Genomic DNA, 24,113 nt, shown 5'->3' with positions numbered 1-24,113 from the left:
CTGTTGGTTAAGCGGCGTTGCCGCCGCTGTAAAAGTGTCTATCGCAAATAGTTATTGATAATTTGCTGAATCTGGCGTTCCTGGTGTGCATCAAACGTGACAGCGTAACGGCTTGAGCCAACATCATGGCCCATGATTTGTAATGCTTTTTTTACCGCAGCCGGAGAGAAGGCCACTTTATAGAGATCGGTGCGCAGGCCGGTGACGCTCTCCTGAGCCTGATGCGATCCGGCAACGTCGCCCGCGTTAAATCGGGACCAGATAGCGTTGATTTCTTTTGGTGCGACGTTAGCCAACCCCGAAATACAGGCGGAACAGCCATCAACAAACCCCTGATGAATGAGTGAATCTGGTCCATTCAGCACATCAAATCCCTCGATATCTTTCACTGCATCCAGGAACCTGCTAAGACTTTCATAACTGCCGGCACTGTCTTTGATCCCGATAATGTTCGGGTGTGCTGCCAGCACTCTGGCTGTTTCAGGCTCAATGGTGTTCCCCGTACGCGCCGGAATGTTATAGAGAAATACCGGGACGGAGAGCGCATCGGCAATCGCGGTGTAATGGGCAATGAGCTCAGGTTGCTTCAGAGGAACAAAGTACGGGGTAATTACCGACACCGCATCGACACCCAGCTTTTCAATTTGCTTACCCAGTCGAATGGTTTCACGGGTAGATATTTCGCCAATGTGTGCCACTACATGTGCCCGACCCGCCACTTCCTCTACACAGGTCCGCGTGACTGCGATTTTTTCATCTTCGTTAAGTACAAAGAATTCGCCGTTGGTACCGCCGCAGAAAATGCCGTTTCCGGCAGTTAACTGGCGGTTTACCTGGTTTCTCAGTTCGTTAAGGTTAAGCCCGCCGTCGTGGTCGAACGGCGTAACGATTGCAGTCAGTACTCCTCGGATTTTGCTACTCATTATTCACTCCTTGGTCATCAGTTCTGGAAACAGAGTTTGATAAATGGCCTGAATATCGTCATGGCTCACCTCACAGGGAGCATTATTCATCAGGCGCTTTACGTTCAGTGCGGCATCGGCCAGTGCGGGAATATCAGTAGACGGCACACCAAGCGTTGCCAGGTTATCGGGCAGGTTCAGGCGTTTCACGAGTGTGGAGAAGTACTCCACAAGGGCGCAGGATTTTTCTTCGGCACTGAGTGTGCGATCGGCCTCAGGTAGCAGATCCCATACCAGGGCAAACTTGTCGACCACAAAAGGGCGAATCACTTTCATGCAGGGTGCTAACAGAATGGCGTTAGCGACACCATGTGGGAGATGGTATCGACCGCCGAGCGGGTAAGAGAGCGCGTGGACCAGGTGAGTACCGGCATGATTAATCGCCACACCGCCGTAATACGATGCCCACAGCATCTCCAGTTTGGCCAGCAGATTTTCAGGCTCATTGACGGAGGTTTCGATATTGTTGAGTAGCTTACGCAGACCAATGAGCGCAGCGTTATCGCTTACCGGATTGGCGACGGTAGCGGTAAAGCATTCAATCAGATGACATAACGCGTCAATTCCAGTGGATGAGGCAATATGCGCCGGCATGCTGGTGGTGAGTTCTGGCAACAGGGCCACGTAATCCGGTAACAGCACCGGGGAGATGATACCGACTTTGGTGTTTTGCTCCGGGATAGCCAGAATGGCATTCGGGGTTGCTTCAGACCCTGTACCCGCCGTGGCGGGGATTAGCACAGAAGCAACACGTTGCAGCGGTTTTTCTCCCGCCAGCATGGCGTCAAGCGTCGGAGATTCAGGATGGCATAAGACGGAGAGCAGTTTCGCCACATCCAGTACGCTGCCACCGCCGATACCGATCACCATTTCCACGTTGATACCTTGTACGTTTGTTAATAATGCGCTGACATCGTGATGCCCGGGTTCTGCAGGCACATTGTCAATCAGGGCCACATGACGTCCATCGTTGGCCAGTAAGTTACGGATCTGTATTACCGCATCCAGTCCAACAATATTGCTATCCGTCACCAGTAACAGCTGGTGTTTCCCCGCCAGTAATGGTTCCAGTGCGGGGATGGCATTCGAACCACTAATCACTGTGCTATTGATTGTTGCCACAACATTCTCCTGTTATTCGAGTGATTGAATTCGCTCACTGAGATTCAGGAACGATTGCATCATGGGCTAAATTTATAATTTATCTCCGAGCTGAATAACTTGAGCTTGCTCACATTTAATCAAATGTGATTGAATATAATCATTATCAACATACAACAACCCGGAGCATGGATGAGTAGACAGGTAGCAAGGCCACAGGTACTAGTGATTGCCGACGACTTTACTGGTGGTAATGATGCTGGGGTAAGTCTGGCGTTGACGGGAATGACGGTGAATGTCGCTTTCACCTTGCCCTGTGCCGATGACGCAGATGTGCTGGTCATCAACACGGATAGTCGTGCGCTGGAGGCTGAGCAGGCCGCCGCCAGGGTAAGAGAGTTGGCTATTGCCAGTCAGGCCGGTCCTCAGACGCAGTGGCTCAAGAAAATGGATTCAACATTGCGCGGAAACCCAGGGGCCGAACTGGACGCGTTAATGCGGATTACAGGTAAAAAGCGGGCCGTCGTGGCACTGGCTTGTCCCTCAGCCGGGCGTACCACTGAGCAGGGGCAGTGCCTCGTTAACGGTATTCCCGTGACGCAGACTGAATTTGCCAGCGATCCGAAAACGCCGGTTATTAGCGCCGATATCTGTGAGGTGTTACAGGCGCAAACCGCCATTGCGTGTAGGGCAATGTCTCTGAGCAACTATCTGCAGCACCTCAGAGAGCCTGTTGCGAAAACGCCACAAATCTGGGTGGTGGATGCCCGCACGCAGACCGATCTTGATGTTATTGCTACGGAAGCGCTGATGCAGGAGGAACTGCCGCTGCTGGTGGGGTCTGCCGGGATCTGTGACGCGCTGGCCCGCCATGTCCGGACACCGTCCTCACAGTGTTTACTGGCGGTAGTGGGTTCAATGAGTGAAATCGCTCAACAGCAGATTGCTGTAGTTTGCCAGGACCCGCAGGTGGAGACTGTATTCATTGATATCGAAAATATCCTCAGTGGCAGCCTGACAGATTATGTGCAGCGTATTGCCAGGGTTCTCATCTCAGGTAAACACTGCATCGTTCACACCTGTCCCGACAGCGAAGCACGCCATCATATTCCAATGCTGTGTGCGCACCTGCAGATGAGCCGCGCGCAGCTCGGCGAAACAATCTGCCAGTTTCTTGGACAACTTACCCGCCAGGTGCTGCACGAAGTATCACCTGGGGCACTGTATCTTTCCGGCGGTGATGTCGCGATGGCGATCGCGGATGCGCTGGAGGCAACAGGATTCCGTATTACCGACCGTGTGGCCCAGTGTGTGCCGTACGGTCATCTTGCCGGTAGCTACTGGCAACGCCCGGTTATGACAAAAGCAGGGGGATTCGGCGACGAAACCACTCTGCGTCAGGTTTTGAATTATATCGAGGAGAAAATGAGTGAATAACACTATTGCGGTAACCATGGGCGACCCGGCAGGTATTGGACCGGAGATCATTATTAAATCGTTAGCGGAAGGAGAGCTGGCTGGCTCGCCGGTCGTGGTCGTGGGCTGTGCGCAAACGCTGAAGCGCATCCAGGCATTAAATGTCACGCCGCCTGTGGAACTCCGGGTGATCGATAACGTAACCCAGGCACAATTCGCCCCCGGTGTTATCAATGTAATTGATGAACCCCTTGCCGATCCCGCTGCACTTGAACCTGGTGTGGTCCAGGCACAGGCCGGTGATCTGGCATACCGCTGTATTAAACGCGCCACCGCGCTGGCGCTCAGCGGGGAAGTGAAAGCCATTGCCACTGCGCCGCTGAATAAAGAAGCACTGCACATGGCGGGACATCATTATCCCGGCCATACCGAATTACTGGCGCAACTGACTAACAGCAAAGACTACGCAATGGTGTTGTATACCGAACAGCTTAAAGTGATTCATGTCACTACACATATTGCACTGCGTAAATTCCTTGATACGCTCAGTGAACAGCGTGTGAAAACAGTCATTCGGGTCGCGGATGATTTCCTGCGTCGTGTCGGGTTTGATAATCCACGTATTGCGGTAGCGGGCGTTAATCCTCATGCCGGGGAAAACGGTCTGTTTGGTGATGAAGAGATGACCATAGTCGGGCCCGCGGTACAGGCTATGCGGGAGCAGGGGCTGAATGTCACCGGGCCTTGCCCACCGGATACTGTCTTTATGCAGTGCCACGAAGGTATGTATGACATGGTGGTGGCGATGTATCACGATCAGGGCCATATTCCGCTAAAATTGCTGGGATTCTATGATGGGGTGAATATTACCGCTGGATTGCCATTTATTCGCACTTCTGCAGACCACGGTACGGCGTTTGATATTGCCTGGACAGGTAAAGCCAAGTCTGAGAGCATGGCCGTGTCCATCCAGTTAGCAATGCAAATTACGCGGGATTAAAATGAAGGGATATAATCGGTTAGAACAGATTATGGATTATCTGAAAGGGCATAATCTGGCGACGGTAGAACAGCTTGTTGCTGTGACTCAGGCCTCTCCGGCGACCATTCGCCGCGACCTGATTAAACTCGATCAGGAAGGTGTTATCAGCCGTACTCACGGCGGTGTGACGCTCAACCGGTTTATCCCTTCACAACCAACCACACATGAGAAAATGCAGCGTAGCCTGATGGAAAAACAGGCTATTGCCAGCGCGGCGGCAAGCCTGGTGAAAGCCGGGGATGCCATTGTCCTGGATGCGGGAACGACGATGATTGAACTGGCGCGCCAGCTTACCCATCTGCCGTTGCGCGTCATCACCAGCGATCTGCACATTGCGCTATTTCTTTCTGAGTTCAAGCAAATTGAAGTGACGATCATCGGTGGGCGTATTGATGACTCCAGCCAGTCATGTATCGGCGAACACGGGCGTAAACTGTTGCAAAACGTGTGGCCGGATATCGCGTTTTTAAGCTGTAACGGCTGGGACCTGGCCCGCGGGATCACCGCGCCGACGGAAGAAAAGGCCGGTCTGAAGCGTGACCTGATTGCGAATGCAGGGCGGCGGGTTCTGCTGGCCGACAGCTCAAAATACGGTGCATGGTCACTTTTCAACGTTACGCATCTGGATGCGTTGACGGATATCGTGACCGATGCCCGACTCAATGAACAGGTACGGCAGCAGCTTGAGCAACTGCCTTGCCATCTGACGTTCGCCAGTTAATCCGCATTCTGCGACAGCTGAGGTTCCAGTACCTCAATAAATGCTTCCAGCTGTCGCGTCATCGCCCCCCGACGCCAGACCAGCCACGTATTTAACCAACGCCAGTTTTCGCTCAGCGGCCAGGCATTGACCTGATGGTGGCCCGGCATGCTTTCCAGCATAGAACGCGGAATCAGCGCGATTCCGGCGCCGGCAATCACACAGGCCAGCATACCGTGGTAGGACTCCATTTCGTGGATCGTGCCCGGCATCGCGCGATCGGCGTGAAACCAGCTTTCAAAATGGCGGCGATATGAACAGTTGGCGCGAAAGGCATAGATATTGTAACCATTCACATCGCTGGCCCGTTTTATGGGCGGGTGCCCGTGTGGGGCGACAATCATCATCTCTTCACGGTACACCGGCATTCCTTCAAGACCTGGATGGGTAATAGGGCCATCAGCAAAAGCGGCGTTCAGCGTACCGTCCAGCACACCGTCCAGCATGGTACCGGACGGTCCTGTTGCCAGTGCAAACTGGATTTTAGGGTAGCGCTGATTATATTCGGCAAGAGTGGCCGGAATACGCACGGCGGCTGTACTTTCCAGCGACCCCAGAGAGAACAATCCCTGTGGTTCATCTCCTGCGACCACCATCCGCGCTTCTTCTACCAGCGCCAGGATCCGCTGGCTGTAACGCAAAAAATTGTGCCCGGATGGAGAAAGTCGCAGACGTTGATTTTCACGAATAAACAGAGAGACGCCAAGGTCCGCTTCAAGCTGGCGAATACGCGTGGTGAGGTTGGACGGCACGCGATGCACCTTCGCAGCTGCTTGCGTGATGCTGCCGGTCTCTGCTACGGCATTGAACATTTCCAGTTGCGTCAGGTCCATAATTTTCTCTATTCGTGAATGGTATGGTTAATATTATTCATTTTTCAGAAAGAGTAAACCTGCGCATGATATAACCATACCTTGCGAGAAAGAGAGGCACTTATGACCATCACAGCAGCAACACATGCTATTTCCGTTGACCCTACCTGTGGCGAAATGCTGACGGCAATGCCGTGGGCCCGCGCCGATGAGATTACACATGCGCTGAATCTGGCGGCGACTGGATTCAATGAATGGAAACGCACGACCGTCGCCCATCGTGCACAGATGTTGCGCCGGGTCGGACAGGCGCTGCGTGAACGCGCCGAAGAGATGGCGCAGTGTATCTCGCGTGAAATGGGTAAGCCTGTCAGGCAGGCTCGTGCGGAAGTGGCAAAGTCTGCGGCATTATGTGACTGGTACGCCGAACATGGGCCAGCGATGCTTAATACTGAGGCAACGCAGGTTGAGGATAACCAGGCCGTGATTGAGTACCGCCCCCTGGGGACTATCCTGGCGATCATGCCGTGGAACTTCCCGCTCTGGCAGGTTATGCGGGGTGCCGTACCGATTTTGCTGGCCGGAAATGGCTATCTGTTAAAGCATGCACCGAATGTGACCGGGTGCGCCGCGATTATCGCCCAGGTGTTTACCGATGCGGAAATACCGGCTGGGGTATATGGCTGGGTTAATGCCGATAACGCCGGGGTTAGCCAGATGATTAATGACCCGCGTGTCGCAGCGATAACCGTGACGGGCAGCGTGCGGGCAGGGGCTGCGATTGGCGCTCAGGCCGGTGCTGCGCTGAAGAAATGCGTGCTTGAGTTAGGGGGTTCCGATCCGTTTATCGTGCTGAAGGATGCAGACCTGGATTTAGCCGTCAAAGCAGCAGTGGCAGGGCGTTATCAGAATACCGGGCAGGTTTGTGCCGCAGCGAAACGCTTTATTATTGAACAGGGCATTGCCGCAGAATTCACCCAACGTTTTGTCGCGGCAGCCAGCGCACTGAAAATGGGTGACCCGCTAAATGAAGAGAACGATCTTGGCCCAATGGCACGTTTTGATCTGCGGGATGAACTGCATCAGCAGGTTGAAGCCTCACTGGCTCAAGGGGCGCGCTTACTCCTCGGCGGGGAAAAGATCGCCGGTCAGGGTAATTACTATGCCGTGACGGTACTGGGTGATGTTACGCCGGAAATGACGGCATTTCGTCAGGAGTTGTTTGGCCCGGTTGCGGCAATTACCGTCGCGAAGGATGCTGAGCACGCATTAGCACTGGCTAATGACAGCGAGTTTGGCTTGTCGGCCACGTTGTTTACCGCGGATGAGGCACTGGCGCAAAATATGGCGGCCCGTCTGGAGTGTGGTGGCGTGTTTATTAATGGTTACAGTGCCAGTGATGCTCGCGTTGCTTTTGGCGGCGTGAAGAAAAGTGGGTTTGGTCGTGAACTTTCTCACTTTGGTCTGCATGAGTTTTGCAATGTGCAAACCGTCTGGAAAAACCGTCTCTGATAGCCCGGGTGCCTCTGCAGGGGCACCCGTCTTATTTCTGCAATAAATTTGTCATTTACTCTGCGTACACTCGCGTCTAACGCTTTGATACAGAAGAGTAATATGAACATAACGCAAATTTTTCGTCGTCTAAATCCTCGTCAGTTTGGGCTGTTAACCGGCATTATTTGTATTATTGCGCTGTTCTCTGTTTTGCAGATTGCATCCTCAGTTATGCTCTCAACCTCTGTCAGGGACGCGCAGATTAATGAACAGCATAATCAGCAGGTGCTTTTGCAACAGTCGAAGATTGATGAAGCAAGGGTGGCGTTGTTATCTGCCAGCGACTTACTTAATCGTGCCGGCGTTTACTTTATGCAGGATGCGGCTACCGGCTCGGAAGGGAGCTGGCGTCCGTTAATGGAAGAGGCTCAGCATGCGTTAACGCAGTCAAAAACGGCATGGGATGCCTGGCTTGCAATGGAGCCTCATCAGGCTCCCGACTTGATGGAGAGCTATCAGCGTTTTTATAGCGGTGTTCAGGAGCAGGCAGATGGATTAATGCAATCTAATAGCATTGATGCTTTTTTTGCCGTGCCTGTACAGGCGTTTCAGACAGACTTTAATGAAAATTATGCACGCTTTCAGCAAGACAGTGGCCAGCAGGCGGAAAAGGGGCGAGAGCAGCTGTTGACCAGTCTTGAACGTTTACAGCAGCTCTTTTTATTTATTCCTCTTGTGCTGGTGGTGATTGCGGTACTGGTCTGGCGCAGTATGTCCCGCTGGGTAATCGCGCCACTGAGACAATTGATCGATCATATTGATGTGTTAGCGGCTGGCGATCTTTCCCGTCCAGCCCCCCAGGTGAGTCAGTTTAATCGTGAAGTGACACAACTGAGCTCACGTATCGACGCGATGCAGCAGGGGCTATGTATGCTGGTGCAGCAGGTGAATGACGCTACTACCTCAATGGTGGGGAATATCACTCAGCTTACGCAAAGCAATAAACAGTTGTATCAGCAATCTGCGAAACAGAGCGATGAGCTAAATACGGTGACATCACATATTTCGTTTCTGGAAACACATGTTGAAGATAACAGTGGGTTTGCTCAACTGGCAAATCAACGCGCCGTTCAGGCGCGGGATATTGCTGCGGGTGGCGACCGGATGATGGCAACGGTAAATGCGTCGATGCAGGCGATTGTTGCCCGTTCATCAGAGATGCGCGGGATCATCTCACTGATTGACAGCATCGCGTTTCAGACCAATATTCTGGCGTTAAATGCGGCGATCGAAGCTGCGCATGCCGGTGAACAAGGGCGTGGATTTGCGGTTGTAGCAAAAGAAGTCGGGTTGTTGGCGAGAAAAAGCAGTCAGTCCACGCAGAATATTCAGGCGTTGATTCATCATTCCTTAGCGGGTATTGATGAGGGCTTTCATGCGGTGAACGGACTAGATGACAACTTACACCAGGTTATATCGCTGGTGGAAAATCTGGGTGCCTTATTGAATGACATTTCTGCTGCGACGATGAATCAAGGAACCCGTATTCACGAGTTGACCAGTCAGCTTCAGGCGCTGAATAACGAAGCCCGACAGACCAGCGATCTGGTGAACGCCGCGTCTGATTCTTCCCTACAGTTACATCATGAGTCTCATCAGCTTCTGCAGGCCGTTGCCCGATTCCGTCTTCCGACCTGACGCTGTGTATTCAGCTCTGTTATACTCGCAGGCCTTTCATACCTGCGAGCAAGGAGCATGTTGTGGCCAGGGCCATGGACAATTCAATTTTAGAGACCATTGTGCAGCAGGTTCGTCCGCTGATTGGTCAGGGAAAAGTCGCCGATTATATTCCTGCATTAGCCTCCGTCGATGGCTCAAAACTGGGTATTGCCATTTGCACCGTTGATGGTCAGCACTATCAGGCGGGGGATGCGCAAGAACGTTTTTCTATTCAGTCGATTTCAAAGGTGCTTAGCCTGGTTGTCGCAATGCGTCATTACCAGGAAGACGAGATCTGGCAACGTGTTGGCAAAGATCCTTCCGGTCATCCGTTTAACTCGCTGGTTCAGCTGGAAATGGAGCAGGGTATACCGCGTAATCCTTTTATAAATGCCGGGGCATTGGTGGTATGCGATATGCTGCAAGGTCGGCTGAGCGCGCCACGGCAACGAATGCTAGAAGTGGTACGTGCATTAAGCGGCGTTTCAGATATCGCTTATGATGCGACGGTTGCTCGCTCTGAGTTTGAGCATTCCGCCCGCAACGCGGCAATCGCCTGGCTGATGAAGTCCTTTGGCAATTTTCATCACGATGTGACGACCGTTCTGCAAAATTATTTTCACTACTGCGCGCTGAAAATGAGTTGCGTGGAATTGGCGCGGACCTTCGTGTTTCTGGCTAATCAAGGGAACGCATTCCATCTCACCGAGCCGGTGGTCACGCCGATGCAGGCGCGGCAGATTAACGCGTTAATGGCGACCAGCGGTATGTATCAAAATGCCGGGGAGTTTGCCTGGCGGGTAGGTCTGCCGGCGAAATCGGGTGTGGGTGGTGGCATTGTGGCAATCGTGCCGCATGAGATGGCGATTGCGGTCTGGAGTCCGGAGCTGGATCCCGCAGGGAACTCGCTGGCGGGTATTGCGGTACTGGAACAATTAACGCAACAGTTAGGGCGCTCGGTTTACTGATGAACACACTCGACCCGCTTTTTGCCCGACTGGCGAAATCGACTTTTCGATCGCGGTTTCGTCTCGGTCAGAAAGAGAGACAATATTGTCTGGAAAAAGGTGCGCCGGTCATTGAACAACACGCGGCCGATTTTATTGCTAAGCGATTGGCTCCCGCGTTCCCGGCCAATGACGGAAAGCAAACGCCGATGCGTGGACATCCGGTATTTATCGCTCAACATGCTACGGCGACGTGCTGTAGGGGATGTCTGGCCAAATGGCATGATATACCTCAGGGGCAACCGCTGAGCGAGCAACAGCAACGTTACGTTGTCACTGTTATCTACCACTGGTTAGTGCTGCAAATGAATAAGCCATAGATAACATAATCCTATGATCCGACTCCTTGTGTTGTGTAATTGTTAATTGCAGTATGAAGGGGTCAATCTAAGGAGACCAAATGGCTACCCACACACCCTGCTTTATACTGAGCGCGGGACAGATCCTGTCGAGAATCGACGAGCTGAGTGATGTCCTTGAACAGTGCGTGAATGATGGCGCATCTGTCAGTTTTATGCTCCCTTTTAACCGCGATAAGTCACGGCCTTTCTGGACGCGTGTTGCACAAAGTGTCTCTTGTGGAGAACGCATTGTTCTGGGGGCTGAAAATGCACAAGGGACGCTTGTCGGGACCGTTCAGCTCATTATCGATCAACCCGAAAACCAGCCTCATCGTGCAGATGTTGCCAAACTCCTGGTTCATACCTCTGCACGGCGGTGTGGGATCGCCCGGGAATTGATGAATGCACTGGAAATTTGCGCACATCATGAAGGGAAAACCCTCCTGGTTCTTGATACGTCTACAGGCAGCGCCGCCGAGTTGTTCTACCACAATTGTGGATGGCAAAAAGCAGGGGTAATCCCTGACTATGCAAAAATGCCTGATGGAACACTGGCCGGGACCACACTTTTTTATAAAACGCTCTAATTTGTCACCGGGGATTGATCAAAACAGGGTTTCATTGTATTAAAGTTTGCTAACCTATTGGACCAATTCAATCAGGTTGTATGACTAATCAAAAAGGGAACCCATTGTGCAAACACTAAATCGTCGCGATTTTCCCGGTGCTCACTATCCTGAACGCATTATTCAGTTTGGTGAAGGAAACTTCCTGCGCGCCTTTGTTGACTGGCAAGTTGATCTGCTGAATGAACATACCGATCTGAACGCTGGTGTGGTCATTGTTCGTCCTATCGAAAGTACCTTCCCGCCGTCACTGAGTACCCAGGATGGTCTCTATACCACCATCATTCGTGGTTTGAATGAAAAGGGCGAGGCCGTCAGCGATGCCCGTTTAATTCGTTCGGTTAACCGTGAAATCAGCGTCTATAGCGAATACGATGAGTTCCTGAAGCTGGCGCATAATCCTGAAATGCGTTTTGTTTTCTCTAACACCACGGAAGCGGGTATCAGTTACCACGCGGGAGATAAGTTTGATGATGCGCCGGCGGTGAGTTATCCGGCCAAACTGACCCGACTGCTGTTCGAACGCTATAGCCATTTCAACGGTGCGCTTGATAAAGGCTGGATTATCATTCCTTGCGAGCTGATTGATTACAATGGTGAAGCGCTACATGAACTGGTTCTGCGTTATGCTCAGGAATGGGCGTTGCCGGAAGCATTCGTACAGTGGCTGGACCAGGCAAACGCATTTTGTTCTACGCTGGTGGACCGTATTGTTACCGGCTACCCACGTGACGAAGTTGCGAAGCTTGAGGCTGAACTGGGTTATCATGATGCGTTCCTTGATACTGCAGAACACTTCTATCTGTTTGTTATTCAGGGGCCAAAATCATTAGCCACTGAACTTCGCCTCGATAAATACCCGCTGAATGTTCTGATTGTCGATGACATCAAGCCGTATAAAGAGCGTAAAGTCGCCATTCTCAACGGTGCGCACACTGCACTGGTACCGGTCGCCTGGCAGGCAGGGCTTGATACCGTGGGTGAGGCAATGAATGATGCAGAAATCCGCGCCTTCGTTGAGAAAGCTATCTATGAAGAGATTATCCCTGTGCTGGATCTGCCGCGTGATGAATTGGCTTCATTTGCCAGTGCGGTGACCGGCCGATTCTGCAACCCGTACATTAAGCATCAGCTATTGTCGATTGCGCTCAATGGCATGACCAAATTCCGTACCCGTATTTTGCCGCAGCTGTTGGCAGGGCAGAAAGCCAGCGGCCAACTGCCGCCGCGTCTGACATTCGCCCTGGCGGCCTTGATTGCTTTCTACCGCGGTGAGCGTAACGGTGAATCTTATCCGGTTCAGGATGATGCGCACTGGATGGAGCGTTTCCAGGTGTTGTGGGCTCAGCATCGTGACCACCAGATGACTACTGAAGCGCTGGTCAACGCGGTATTGGCCGTAAAAGAGCACTGGGAACAGGATCTGACACAGGTTTCCGGCCTGGTAGAACAGGTCACTGCAGACCTGGATTCTATTCTGGCGAAAGGCATGCGCGTAGCTGTTAAGCCACTGTGCTAATAGGTTAACCCGGTTCAGGCCGGGTTTTTCACCGTCTTTATTTAGTTACAACATACAATATATCTATTTTTAAATACCATCATCTGTAGCTTCAGTGCACGCCAGGGTCGACAGGAAAAGATGTTTAGATTGTGTTGCTATAAGCTTGCAACATTGATCGCGATCACGTTTAATATTCCGGCTTTCACATTTTCCGAAGATAACCATGATCGTTCGCCCCCAACAACACTGGTTACGCCTGATATTCGTCTGGCATGGCTCAGTTTTATCCAAAATCTTTTCACGCTTGTTGCTGAATTTCCTGCTCTCCATTGCCGTCATCATCATGCTGCCATGGTATACGATGCTGGGTATCAAATTTACCCTCGCACCGTTCAGCATTCTCGGTGTCGCAATTGCAATTTTCTTAGGCTTTCGCAACAACGCCTGTTATTCGCGCTATGTTGAAGCCCGACATTTGTGGGGGCAGTTGATGATTGCTTCCCGTTCACTTCTGCGCGAGGTGAAAACGACCTTACCAAATGATGCTGAACTGGGGCAGTTCGTTCGTCTGCAAATCGCATTTGCCCATTGCCTGCGTATGACTTTACGTCGACAACCGCAAGCAGAACCCCTGGCGAAATACCTCAGCGAGAGCGATTTACAGACCGTTTTTGCGTCTCAATCACCGGCCAACCGCATTCTGCTGCTGATGGGGGAATGGCTGGCCGTTCGCAGACGAAATGGGCAGCTATCTGATATATTATTTCACAGTTTAAACAACAGGTTAAATGATATGTCGGCAGTGCTGGCAGGTTGTGAGCGTATTGCGAACACGCCAGTCCCGTTTGCTTACACCTTAATCCTTCATCGCACGGTATATCTGTTTTGTATTATGTTGCCGTTCGCGTTAGTGGTGGATTTACACTATATGACACCGTTCATCTCGGTGCTTATTTCCTATACCTTTATCTCGCTCGATACGCTAGCCGAAGAGCTCGAAGATCCGTTTGGTACAGAGAATAATGATCTGCCACTCGATGCGATTTGTAATGCAATTGAAATCGATTTGCTGCAGATGAATGATGAAACCGTTGTTCCGGTGAAACATATGCCCGATAAGCATTACCAGCTGACATAACATCCGGTAGAGCTGGTAGCACGACCAGCTCTCATTGTTTCACTGAAGGAATAGGTAAGACTTGATACGCCAGGTAGTGCGGCTTTAGCCGAATTCTTTTTGCCACCATGCAGGTTGCATATCGGTAAATGAATGAGACTCGGGGGCCAGATCTTCATCATTGGGATCATCAAAAACGCCTGTCAATAGCGCAATTACCGGAGCATCATCAATGGCACCAACAGAACTTCCACATTGAGGGCAAAAAGCGCGACTGGAAGTTTCTGAAGAACGCCAGGTAGTCGGTTTACCCGCTTTTCCCGTCCACTCTACATTTTCAGCATTAAATTCAATCCAGACGACGGTCGGTGCACCGGTATGCTTGCGGCAAATATCGCACGAGCAGGTATGCGAATTATTAGGGCTCGTCGCGGCAAAGCGAATAGAGCCACACAGACAACCGCCAATGTAGACTTTAGACATGACAACCCCCGTCAGTAAACGTTCTCAGACACTAGCAGATGACTGGCTTTATCACTAGATCCTCATCGTAAAAAGGCGAGGGCGCGCATGGAGAATTCACAATAATTATCAGCCCCGGATACAAAGAGGCTGATAATTGGAGGTCAGTGCTTAAGAATTGTGTTTAGCAACAATAAACAACCGCGGAAACGCCAGTAGTATTTTCCCATTTTCTTGCAGCGGATATTGCTCCTGCAGCAAAGCATGGTAGCGCGCCAGATAGCGATGTTGTTCGCTTTCACTCAGGTCCTGCAACCATGGACGCAACCCCGTCGAACTCACCCAGTCGATAATTGACTGGTGTGAATCCATAACGTGATAGTAAGTTGTACGCCAGATATCAACATCGCAGCCCATGTCAGTCAAAATATCATAATATGCATGCACTCCGGGAAGAGGCGAGCGGCCGCGATCGGGGTAACCCAGTTCATAGGCGACTTCACGCATCAGAACATGCGTTGGCTCCAGCCAGTTATCCGGCATTTGTACGGCCAGTACGCCATCTCTCCCTAGCAGAGAGACCAGGTGGGGAAACAGCTGATAGTGATCGGGAACCCATTGCAAAGATGCGTTTGCATACAGCAGATCTACAGGCTCTTCTGTCTGAAATGCACTAATATCCGCTTCGATAAAATGGCAGCCAGGCAGCGCGTTACGCGCTTCGCTGAGCATTGCCGGTGAAGAATCCACGCCTGTTATTTTTGCTGATGGCCAACGCTGATGTAGCAATGCGGTGCTGTTACCCGGACCGCAGCCGAGGTCGACGACTGAGCGGACATTCTCCAGTGCGACTCTGCTGAGTAATTCAGCTGCAGGTCTTGAACGTTCGGTTTCATATTGCAGATAGAGCGAAGGGTTCCAGTCAGCCATGTTTCAGTATCCTGTATGCGATGAAATAGTATGATTCTGAGTCAGCAATTTCCATCACGTCCCTCAGAATCAATGATTCTTGTTCCTTCCCAGCATAGTAAGTGTAGCTTTAAAGGGTAAAAACAGGACAAACCGCATTACAAAAGATAATAATTCATAATCTTTCTTATACTTTTTTTGCTTTCTCTTCAGGATCGCGATCTCTCTTTGGGCATTTAAAAAACTCCTGACATAACATTCACCATCATTATGATTATCGATAAAATCATCACCGTAGTTGCTTTCATAGAGGCTAATACAATATTTTATTTTTTCCTTAATAGACTCAATGTCATCAAATTGAATCCAATATTCAGATAATAAGTATGCTATCAACTTTTCCTGGAAAGCAGACATGGTACTGTGTTTATCATTCAAAAATATCGCATCGAAATCTTCTAAGACTTCAATTTTATGTGTAGCTTCGTACCATTCGCTTCGGCCAAAGCAATAAACTGGTTTACCCAGAATTAAGGCTTCAATGCTTGTGCCGGAATTACATGCGATAACGGCAGAACTCCCTTCAATTAATTCGTGGATATTAGCATCAACAGACAAAACATTCTCGTTGGTTGCTAATAGATACGCGATCTTGGCATCAATACCTCTGGATTTACACATCGGGTGGCGTTTGATTACCAACGTTCGATTTGTCTTTTTAGCCAATGCCGCAACATAGTCTAATGCCTCCATGGCGCTGATGTTCTCATGATCGGTAACCGAATCAGAGTTGACCTGCATGGGGAAAAACAGGTAATCAGAGGGGAGAACAACGTGGTTCTGTGGTTGTTGATGCTTGGAGAGTTTTGTCTCCTTAAAAAAATCCCGTTTCTCGCCAATGATATTCTTGGCACTATCATGATCTATTTTATTTATCTTATCGACATATGAGCTGAAGTTAACTCAAATATCCGCCCACCCCGAATATCCGTTTTTATCTACAGAGTACAGTCCATATATAGGTGATTCTTTTATCGAGAAAACATTTTTGTCATTATTATATGAATGAAAGGAGAATGTAATAGCCCCTTTAATTGCTAGTCTTTTAAGACCATAACAAGGGAAATTTGCTGGGTTCAGTATTACTTGTAATTGTTCATCATGGAGACAAGATATAAAGTTGCCAATAAATTGTCGATGAATGCCTTCACTCTTACCTAGCCATTGTGGTAAGTCAAAGTAAAAACGGTTTAAATCATCCATCATAACCCCAAGTAATTATTGAAAATAAAACTATTGATTAGATTTATGTTTAATCTGGCAGCCGACTATCCGCTACACAGTAACGATTATCATTAAAAAATAAGCGTCTATTATATTATTTTCATAGGTCCAATACAATCCAGTACTCTTGAATCGAAGTGGAGGCAGCAGGGGACATTGGTATCGCATAGGTTGATATCAGAGTCATCTTCAAAAACAAGTATGCTGAGTAATATATTTCCCCACATCAACAACTTTATTTGTATCGGGGTCAACATTGAGTACCATAAAACGCATTTGTGGGCAGAACAGTTCCAGGCTTTTTTTACTGCATTCCGTTTGTAACCATTTATGATTGCCACTTTCGGTTTGCACCAGATGGAGGTTTGCATCCTTACTGCACACAAAACCGTCCATGATTGCTCTTTGTCTTGCAGCATCCAGATTCAAACCAATAACATTGAGCTCATCGACGTCTTTGTCGTGTGAACTGGCAGAGACGCGGGTCAATGCGCAACTCGTCAGCGCGAATGAAAGAATCAATAAAAAAGCGACGCGAAAGATAGCGTTGTCATTTTTATGAACATGGATAGTTGCTGGCATTGTGTTGTATGGTCCGTTGCTGTGAAATTCCAGGGGCACAGGTTTGTGTCATACCCAGGTTGTACGCGAAAAGGACTGAGTGAGCAATTACAACGTCAACGGTTTGACGTATGCGTAAAGTGTAAGGTTGAATGGTCGCATAGCATGAATCCAGGAACAGTGCTGTTAAGCGTTATCAACGACCAGCACAATGATGAACCAAATAAACCAGATTTTACCGCTCTCTATATTGGTGCGCATAATGTATATTATGTTAAATTCAATTAATGCGTACCAAACACATTGCTGACATGGTCCCCATTCACAGTGCTATCGGTTTATACCATTGCTGGTCGCTTTGCTTTCTTGTAATCTTTCGCTCGCACGACTGACAAAATCTGGAACCACCGAACTGGACTTCATATGAATGCTCATATTTCTAAAGACCCCTTGCATGGCGTGACGCTCGAAATGCAGATCAATGCCCTGGTTGATCGTTATGGTTGGGCTGAACTTGGCCAACGGATAAACATCAACTGTTTTAAAAATGAACCGAGCGTTAAATCCAGTTTGAAGTTTCTGCGTCGTACGCCGTGGGCGCGTGCAGAAGTTGAAGCACTGTATCTTGATGCCCTGCATGACGTTGCACCAGCTCCCACCGCTCCTGCTATTGATCCCTGGGCTAACAGCCGCAACAAGAAGAAATAAGAGCAAAATCCGATGTCAGCATCCGGTTTTTTTTCAGGTCATTATCAGAAAAAACTGGCGACTCTCCTCGCCCGTTCCCGCAACACGCTACCGCTAACCAATGTGAAATGGTTTGCTGTACTGGTTGGCAGTATGCTGTTACTTGGCAGTTGCTCTTCACAACCGCCAGGGCCGAAGGTTACCCCTCCCCCCCCGGTAACAACCCCGCAACAGAGCAAAGAGCCAGTTCGTGGTATCTGGCTGGCAACGGTTTCCCGTCTGGACTGGCCGCCGATCTCATCGGTAAACATCAGTTCGCCCGTCATCCGCATTAGCCAGCAGCAGAAAGCGCTGACGGATAAGCTGGATAATCTGAAACGTCTTGGGATCAATACCGTCTTTTTCCAGGTAAAACCGGACGGCACTGCACTGTGGCAATCTAAAATTCTTCCCTGGTCAGACACTCTGACCGGCACCATCGGCCAGGACCCTGGTTACGATCCGTTGCAATTTATGCTCGATGAGGCGCACAAACGCGGGATGAAAGTTCATGCCTGGTTTAACCCCTACCGCGTCTCCGTCAATACGAAGTCTTCAACGGTCGCAGAATTAAACAGCACGCTGTCGCAGAACCCGTCCAGCGTTTATGTTCTGCATCGGGACTGGATCCGTACATCGGGTGAACGTTTTGTACTGGACCCGGGTATTCCTGACGTGCGCGACTGGATAACCAGCATCGTCGCGGAAGTCGTTGAGAATTATCCGGTTGATGGCGTGCAATTTGACGACTACTTCTATACCGAATCGCCGGGTTCGACGCTAAGCGACAGCCAGACTTTCAGAAAGTATGGTCAGGGTTTTGATTCAAAAGCCGACTGGCGACGTCATAACACGCAACGACTGATCGAACAGGTCTCACAGACCATCAAAAAAATTAAGCCTGAAGTGGAGTTTGGTGTTAGTCCTGCAGGCGTGTGGCGTAATCGCTCCCACGATCCGGCAGGCTCCGACACCCGCGGGGCGGCAGCGTATGATGAATCGTATGCCGATACCCGGCGCTGGGTGCAATCAGGTCTGCTGGATTACATTGCACCACAACTGTACTGGCCCTTCGCCCGTGATGCGGCACGTTATGATGTACTGGCTAAATGGTGGGCTGGCGTGGTGAAATCCACCAATACCCGCCTGTATATTGGCGTTGCGCTGTATAAAGTGGGTGAGCCGTCACGAAAAGAACCGGACTGGACGGTACAAGGCGGTGTGCCGGAGTTGAAAAAACAACTCGATCTGAACGAGTCCGAACCGAATATTAATGGCACTATCTTGTTTCGGGAGGACTATCTTAACCAACCGCAAACCCAGGAAGCCGTGACCTATATTCGTGATCGTTGGGGACGCTAAGTGTTGCCGGGGGCTGGTGACCGGAGATAAACGCTGACGTAACGGATAAATTTCCCGATAAACACACCGGCAAACACACCACCGGTAATGATTGCCAACGCGCTCATTACCGGCTGGCGTAAAATTTCGGGAGCGATAGCATTCAATACACCCTGTACATATTTGATGCCAAAGGCCAACATCATGAACGGTAATGCAGAGTAATCTGCCGGGCGATGAATGCTGCGTGGTGCGGTACTGCGTGCCAGACGGTCGGGTTTTATCAACATATAGCCCACAATCGCGCCGCTAATAATACCAACCATCCACTGTAGATACGTGCTGATGGACTGATCGCGGTAAGTGACCAAATCGTAAATATCCCAGAAAAGAAAGAGCGCCGGGATCAGTGCCAGCTTTTCCAGCGTAACGGTAGCGGGTATCCTGGCTTTTATCCCCCGAAATAACAGGAATACCAACAAGACATACACCCACACCGGTGTGTGCACCAGCATCGCGACGACAAACTCATCCATACTCTGGCTCCCGACGTGTTAACCACGTTAAGTGTAGCCTGGTGTTATCCGGGCGCAGACAAAGCACCCGGATACGTTACGTGGGATTCAGGCCGCTGAAGGCTCCGGCAATTTGAATGAGGAAACCAGTAAAGCTAATTGTTCCGCCTCTTCTTTCAGCACCTGGGTTCGTGTGGCGGCATCATCAATCAACGATGCGTTTTGCTGCACGGTGCTGTCCATTTCGGTAACGGCGAGCGTGACTTCGGAAACGCCCTTACGCTGCTCGTCACCAGCGACACGGATTTCCCCCATCAGTTGGCTAACCTGACGCACGTTGTTGACCAGCTCTTCCAGGCGCTCACCTGCGTTGTGGATTTGCTGGCTGCTGCTGCCAACATGTGAGACGGACTCATCGATCAGCGCTTTGATTTCCTGGGCAGCAGTGGCACTGCGCTGTGCCAGTGTACGAACTTCAGATGCGACAACCGCAAATCCTCTGCCTGCATCCCCCGCTCTGGCGGCTTCAACGGCAGCATTCAGCGCCAGAATATTGGTCTGGAATGCGATGCTGTCGATGACGGCTACAATTTCTACCATTCTACCGGACGAGGCACTGACGTTATCCATTGTCGAAATCACACCCTGCATCACGTCCCCACAGCGATTCGCCGTTTGCGCAGTGTTGTCGGAAAGTTCATCTGCCAGTTGCGTGTTGCTCGCATTTTGATGAACGGTCGCATTTAACTGTTCCATCGCTGCCGAGCTCTCTTCCAGCGCGGCCGCCTGTTGAGTAACCCGTGAAGAAAGCTCCATGTTACTGTCGGCCAGACTGACGGCGTTATTGGCTACCACTACGCTACTGCTTCTGACGGTGATCAGAATGGCGGAAATTTTATCGACGAACAGGTTAAAGGCTTCCGCGATATCTGAAATCTCATCTTTACCCCGAACATCCAGACGTCGGGTAAGATCGCCTTCACCCTGTGCGATATCATCGAGTGCGCGACGAGTATCATCGAGACGAGAGATCAAGCGACGCACCACCAGCCATGATCCTACGAGTAACACGGTCATAATCGGGATCAGCACTTCCAGCACATCCTGCATCATGACTTTGGCGAGGCCAACGATGCGCGTTTCCGGTGTCACCAGCCCTACGACCCAGCCAGTATCAGCCATTGGGAACAACATTACGCGTGATGGAGCATTCAGCACGTTGTCGCTTTCAAGCGTGATGGTTTTCACGCCATCAGTCGCACGAAGCGATTTCAGCCCGGCTTCCACCGGGGCCAGCCAGTGTGCGCTTTGCGCCAGATCGCTAAAGGTTTTGTATTTTGTCTGATCGGCCTGGGGGAAATAGAGGATCTGCCCCTGTTTATCAACCACAAATGCGTAGCCACCGGTGCTGTTGCCCTGCTGCTGCATAAAGGTCGCAACGTTATCCAGACGAATATCGGTGGTGGCCACACCGGCAAACTTGCCGGCTAGTTGATACGGAATACTGCACGTCACCATGTTCACGCCGGAACTGGCATCCTGGTAAACATCCGACCACAGGCAACTGTTCTGTGAGTGACCTTTAGCATGCTGATACCAACTTTCATTGTGATAACCGGCGGATCCTTCGGCATTATAATCATTCGAAAAATCAAGCTTACCCTCAGCATTACGCGCCCAGAAAAAGCTACGTTTCTCTACTCCCGGGGTGAACGCGTTGGGCTCTGGCCAGATCCCGCCGCCGGTAATAATTGAGTGGCTGTCTTCGCCTATCAGGTGTGGAACCACGCTTTGATACAAAGACTCATCATTAGGCAGTACTTCGGCCAGTCGTGACAGACTGACGGTTTCGCCCTCGATACGAGAGAGCACAGTACTCAGTTGACGGGTTAAACCTTGCCCTGTCTCTTCTATCAGGGCGGTATTGATTTCAACGACGCGTGGCTGACCACGCCAGAGCATAATTGCAACAATAACAAGGGTGGTCACCGCAAGCAGCAGGATGCCGCCAATGGTTAACCGCGTTGAAATACGAGTAGGATACCAGGCCATACAAACTCCTTCTGCAAAAGGCTAACTTTTACCCAGTATCGGCACAGGAGTTTATATCTTTATAACGTTTTCTTAAGTATTACAAAATAAATAAGTGACGTTGTCACAAATAGCAAAACCCAGCACTCTGGCTGGGTTTTAATACATGCTTAATCTTATTTAGATAATTCTTTTTTGATTTCTTCTTTTATTTTGCTTAATTCACTTTGCGGATGTTTTTTGCAAAGTTCAACGGTCAGAGGCACAGCTGTAGTGATAGTTTCGTTATAGTCTACGAAGTCGCCGCCTTTGAAGTCTTCGTCTTCATTCAGCACCCAGAAAGCAACCGGAGCCATAGTTTGCGGGTTCAAATCAATAAACTCCTGGCAGCTCATGCCTTTCGGAGTGACTTCAGTTTTAGCGTTATCAGTTGCTGCATTGACGCTTACACTGGTTAACAGCGCTGCGACCAGGATGCCTGCTGTAGAAAGGGAGAATTTATTCATTGTAGTACTCCATTTATAATCCAGATAATATCTACACTTGCGCTTTAAACCGTTAATGTAGTTCGCAAAAAATAATACTCCCACAGTCAGAAGAATAAAGATTACGGCCATTGATATGGCTGAAATTTATATTTCACATTACTAATTCTGATGTCTGATAAGAAATGTTGCACACAATGTGATCGTTACGACGAAATCAGCAGATTCATCCCTCACTTACCCTACCGTTGCACCAAAACTGAACTACGCTGCACAAATGTTGATCATTAGTTAATGAAAATTGATGTTTTTTAACAAAGAGTCCCGACGCGGCGCTGTCGCCGACCTGGCACGCGTCCTGCATTGTTAATCCGGTAACAGTGAAGCGGTATCTGACAAACAACTAACAGCGAGATGGTAATGACATCAAAACCTGAGTTATTTGCCCGCATAGAACAGACCTTTAGCCAGCTAACGCCCAGCGAAAAGCGCGTTGCCGGTTGGTTGTTAGCGCACGCTGCACAGATCCCTTTTGAAACGGCAGACGGCATCGCAAAAGCAGCAGGAACCAGTGGCATTACCGTCGGGCGTTACCTGCGTAAACTCGGTTTTCGTAACCTGGAAGATGCGAAAGCCAGCCTGCGTGAAATACCCGTTATTCCCTATCAGCCCTGGGGAATGAACGAGCGCCTGGACTCCTGGCACCAGCAGCAAGATCTACCTGACCGCGTACAACAGTCGCTGTTGCTGGAAATTGACGCTATCACCTACGTCTACCAACTGGCGCAAAGCGAGACTTTTTTACGTATCGCGCAGCAATTGGCGCAGGCAGAAGCCGTTTATATTCTTGGGATCCAGTCCACCCGCGGGATCGCCAACGCCTTTTTTAGCCATCTGGAATATCTGCGCCCGAAAGTGAGTTACTCCGAAGGACTTTCCGGTAGCTGGGTTGAGTCGCTGAACTCGGGATTCAATCAACCTTATGTCGTGATCACCGATACACGCGCTTACTCGGCGACATCCCGACAGTATTGCCGTGTTGCCAGTGAGCGCGGCATTCCTCTCGCGTTAATCACGGATGTATGGTGCCCCTGGGCTAGAGACTATTCCATTGATTTACTTCAGGTGAAAACGGACACCGGGCACTTCTGGGATTCACTTGCTCCGGTGAGTTGCCTGTTCAACTTATTACTCTCCGCGGTGGTCGCGCAACTGGGCGACTCCCTCGCGGGACGCCTGCAAACTAATCGCCAGTTACAACAACAATTTGGTCAATTCGAACAGTAAACAGGAAACGTGCTATGTCAGAAACCCCAGAACTGGTCGATTTGTCGGTGATATTCCCGTCACTGCATATCGATCTGAAATACGCTACAGCCGATAACATTACCGGCGCGCCTATCTACCGGGAAGCGCGCTGTCTGCTGCATTCCGAGGCCGTCACTGCGCTGGCCAAAAGCATCAGCATCGCGCAGCTGGCGGGTTTGTCATTGGTGGTGTATGACGCGTACCGCCCACAGCAGGCGCAAGCGATACTGTGGAATGCCTGTCCTGACCCGCAGTATGTGGTAGATGTGGCGATCGGCTCGAATCACAGCCGGGGTACGGCCATTGACGTCACGCTGATGGACGCTCACGGTGATATTCTCGATATGGGAGCCGGTTTTGATGAAATGCATGACCGTTCCCATGCCTGGCACCCTTCAGTTCCTCCGGCTGCGCAGCGTAATCGACTGCTGCTCAATGCCATCATGTTCGGCGGCGGTTTTGTCGGCATCAACAGCGAGTGGTGGCATTTCGAACTGCCGAATGCCGCGCGTTACCCGCTGCTTGACGATCAAATATCTTGTTACACTGTCACGTCAATAACAACACAACATCCCCTTTAATTCTGGAGCCTG

23 protein-coding genes and 1 pseudogene are annotated in these 24,113 nt (G+C 50.3%); 14 read left to right on the top strand and 10 right to left on the bottom strand.

Annotation, left to right across the window (positions count from 1 at the left end; all coding sequences use genetic code 11):
* Positions 1–38 precede the first annotated feature (38 nt).
* Both OGX95_RS16955 and OGX95_RS16950 read right to left on the bottom strand, forming a co-directional pair.
* Positions 39–923, bottom strand: coding sequence for a dihydrodipicolinate synthase family protein (locus OGX95_RS16955; protein ID WP_286630290.1), 885 nt, complete (start codon positions 921–923; stop codon positions 39–41).
* Positions 924–926: 3 nt separating this feature from the next.
* Positions 927–2,084 carry an iron-containing alcohol dehydrogenase gene (locus tag OGX95_RS16950; protein ID WP_286630289.1) on the bottom strand — a complete coding sequence of 386 codons (1,158 nt, stop codon included), beginning with the start codon at positions 2,082–2,084 and terminating at the stop codon, positions 927–929.
* A gap of 171 nt (positions 2,085–2,255) precedes the next feature.
* On the opposite strand from OGX95_RS16950, the gene dtnK reads away from it, so the two are divergent.
* From dtnK to OGX95_RS16935, 3 genes are read left to right on the top strand one after another with little or no spacing between them, the layout of a single operon-like run.
* Positions 2,256–3,500: a D-threonate kinase gene (gene dtnK, locus OGX95_RS16945; protein ID WP_286630288.1), complete on the top strand. Its 1,245-nt coding sequence runs from the start codon at positions 2,256–2,258 to the stop codon at positions 3,498–3,500.
* A complete protein-coding gene (locus OGX95_RS16940) occupies positions 3,493–4,479 on the top strand; it encodes a D-threonate 4-phosphate dehydrogenase (protein ID WP_286630287.1) in 987 nt (328 codons plus the stop codon). The genes dtnK and OGX95_RS16940 overlap by 8 nt, the downstream gene beginning before the upstream one ends.
* 1 nt (position 4,480) lies before the next feature.
* Complete coding sequence (locus tag OGX95_RS16935; RefSeq protein ID WP_286630286.1) at positions 4,481–5,242, top strand: DeoR/GlpR family DNA-binding transcription regulator; 762 nt, start codon at positions 4,481–4,483, stop codon at positions 5,240–5,242.
* On the opposite strand, the gene ptrR is transcribed toward OGX95_RS16935, so the two are convergent.
* Positions 5,239–6,114, bottom strand: a complete 876-nt coding sequence (gene ptrR, locus OGX95_RS16930; protein WP_286630285.1) for a putrescine utilization regulator PtrR — start codon at positions 6,112–6,114, stop codon at positions 5,239–5,241. The genes OGX95_RS16935 and ptrR overlap by 4 nt on opposite strands.
* Before the next feature lie 102 nt (positions 6,115–6,216).
* On the opposite strand from ptrR, the gene sad reads away from it, so the two are divergent.
* From sad to OGX95_RS16895, 7 genes are all read left to right on the top strand, one after another.
* Positions 6,217–7,605 carry a succinate-semialdehyde dehydrogenase gene (sad, locus tag OGX95_RS16925; protein WP_286630284.1) on the top strand — a complete coding sequence of 463 codons (1,389 nt, stop codon included), beginning with the start codon at positions 6,217–6,219 and terminating at the stop codon, positions 7,603–7,605.
* Between the two features lie 102 nt (positions 7,606–7,707).
* A complete protein-coding gene (locus OGX95_RS16920; protein ID WP_286630283.1) occupies positions 7,708–9,285 on the top strand; it encodes a methyl-accepting chemotaxis protein in 1,578 nt (525 codons plus the stop codon).
* 62 nt (positions 9,286–9,347) lie between these two features.
* A complete protein-coding gene (gene glsB, locus OGX95_RS16915; RefSeq protein ID WP_137383084.1) occupies positions 9,348–10,274 on the top strand; it encodes a glutaminase B in 927 nt (308 codons plus the stop codon).
* Entirely contained in the window at positions 10,274–10,633 is a 360-nt protein-coding gene (locus tag OGX95_RS16910) for a DUF4186 domain-containing protein (RefSeq protein ID WP_005122713.1), read from the top strand. Before glsB ends, OGX95_RS16910 begins: the two co-directional genes overlap by 1 nt.
* 80 nt (positions 10,634–10,713) lie before the next feature.
* The gene (locus OGX95_RS16905) at positions 10,714–11,241 is read left to right on the top strand and encodes a GNAT family N-acetyltransferase (RefSeq protein WP_286630282.1); all 528 of its coding nucleotides are present in this window, start codon (positions 10,714–10,716) and stop codon (positions 11,239–11,241) included.
* A 106-nt stretch (positions 11,242–11,347) separates the two neighbouring features.
* A complete protein-coding gene (locus OGX95_RS16900) occupies positions 11,348–12,799 on the top strand; it encodes a tagaturonate reductase (RefSeq protein ID WP_286630281.1) in 1,452 nt (483 codons plus the stop codon).
* 205 nt (positions 12,800–13,004) lie between these two features.
* Entirely contained in the window at positions 13,005–13,919 is a 915-nt protein-coding gene (locus tag OGX95_RS16895; RefSeq protein ID WP_286630280.1) for a bestrophin family protein, read from the top strand.
* 84 nt (positions 13,920–14,003) lie between these two features.
* On the opposite strand, the gene OGX95_RS16890 is transcribed toward OGX95_RS16895, so the two are convergent.
* The 4 genes and pseudogenes from OGX95_RS16890 to OGX95_RS16875 all read right to left on the bottom strand — a co-directional run bounded on the left by OGX95_RS16890 (position 14,004) and on the right by OGX95_RS16875 (position 17,135).
* On the bottom strand, positions 14,004–14,381 hold the full coding sequence (locus OGX95_RS16890) for a GFA family protein (RefSeq protein ID WP_286630279.1): 378 nt from the start codon (positions 14,379–14,381) through the stop codon (positions 14,004–14,006).
* A gap of 150 nt (positions 14,382–14,531) precedes the next feature.
* The gene (gene tam, locus OGX95_RS16885; protein ID WP_286630278.1) at positions 14,532–15,290 is read right to left on the bottom strand and encodes a trans-aconitate 2-methyltransferase; all 759 of its coding nucleotides are present in this window, start codon (positions 15,288–15,290) and stop codon (positions 14,532–14,534) included.
* Positions 15,291–15,359: 69 nt separating this feature from the next.
* Positions 15,360–16,214 (bottom strand): annotated as a pseudogene (locus OGX95_RS16880) (capsular polysaccharide export protein, LipB/KpsS family); the annotation flags it as partial.
* A 528-nt stretch (positions 16,215–16,742) separates the two neighbouring features.
* Positions 16,743–17,135, bottom strand: a complete 393-nt coding sequence (locus OGX95_RS16875; protein WP_286630277.1) for a hypothetical protein — start codon at positions 17,133–17,135, stop codon at positions 16,743–16,745.
* Positions 17,136–17,537: 402 nt separating this feature from the next.
* Between OGX95_RS16875 and OGX95_RS16870 the strand changes: the two genes are divergently transcribed.
* Both OGX95_RS16870 and OGX95_RS16865 read left to right on the top strand, forming a co-directional pair.
* On the top strand, positions 17,538–17,822 hold the full coding sequence (locus OGX95_RS16870; RefSeq protein WP_286630276.1) for a VF530 family protein: 285 nt from the start codon (positions 17,538–17,540) through the stop codon (positions 17,820–17,822).
* Between the two features lie 12 nt (positions 17,823–17,834).
* A complete protein-coding gene (locus OGX95_RS16865) occupies positions 17,835–19,202 on the top strand; it encodes a glycoside hydrolase family 10-like protein (RefSeq protein WP_286630275.1) in 1,368 nt (455 codons plus the stop codon).
* Here the strand turns inward: OGX95_RS16865 and OGX95_RS16860 are convergent.
* From OGX95_RS16860 to hdeB, 3 genes are all read right to left on the bottom strand, one after another.
* Positions 19,199–19,717 (bottom strand): DUF6622 family protein, encoded by a 519-nt coding sequence (locus OGX95_RS16860; RefSeq protein ID WP_286630274.1) that lies wholly within the window; start codon positions 19,715–19,717, stop codon positions 19,199–19,201. The genes OGX95_RS16865 and OGX95_RS16860 overlap by 4 nt on opposite strands.
* Positions 19,718–19,804: 87 nt before the next feature.
* Positions 19,805–21,748, bottom strand: a complete 1,944-nt coding sequence (locus OGX95_RS16855; protein ID WP_286630273.1) for a methyl-accepting chemotaxis protein — start codon at positions 21,746–21,748, stop codon at positions 19,805–19,807.
* Between the two features lie 155 nt (positions 21,749–21,903).
* Entirely contained in the window at positions 21,904–22,233 is a 330-nt protein-coding gene (hdeB, locus tag OGX95_RS16850) for an acid-activated periplasmic chaperone HdeB (protein ID WP_005122660.1), read from the bottom strand.
* 399 nt (positions 22,234–22,632) lie between these two features.
* Here hdeB and OGX95_RS16845 point away from each other — a divergent pair, with 399 nt between their 5' ends.
* Together OGX95_RS16845 and ddpX are read left to right on the top strand one after the other, a co-directional pair.
* Positions 22,633–23,499, top strand: a complete 867-nt coding sequence (locus tag OGX95_RS16845) for a MurR/RpiR family transcriptional regulator (protein WP_286630272.1) — start codon at positions 22,633–22,635, stop codon at positions 23,497–23,499.
* 14 nt (positions 23,500–23,513) lie between these two features.
* Positions 23,514–24,101, top strand: coding sequence for a D-alanyl-D-alanine dipeptidase (ddpX, locus tag OGX95_RS16840; RefSeq protein WP_286630271.1), 588 nt, complete (start codon positions 23,514–23,516; stop codon positions 24,099–24,101).
* The last annotated feature ends 12 nt before the right edge of the window (positions 24,102–24,113 follow it).

It is taken from the genome of Citrobacter sp. Cu233, from assembly GCF_030332225.1.
Lineage (GTDB): Bacteria > Pseudomonadota > Gammaproteobacteria > Enterobacterales > Enterobacteriaceae > Citrobacter.
Note: the sequence above shows the minus strand (reverse complement) of the source record. Positions and strands in the feature narration are given on the sequence as shown.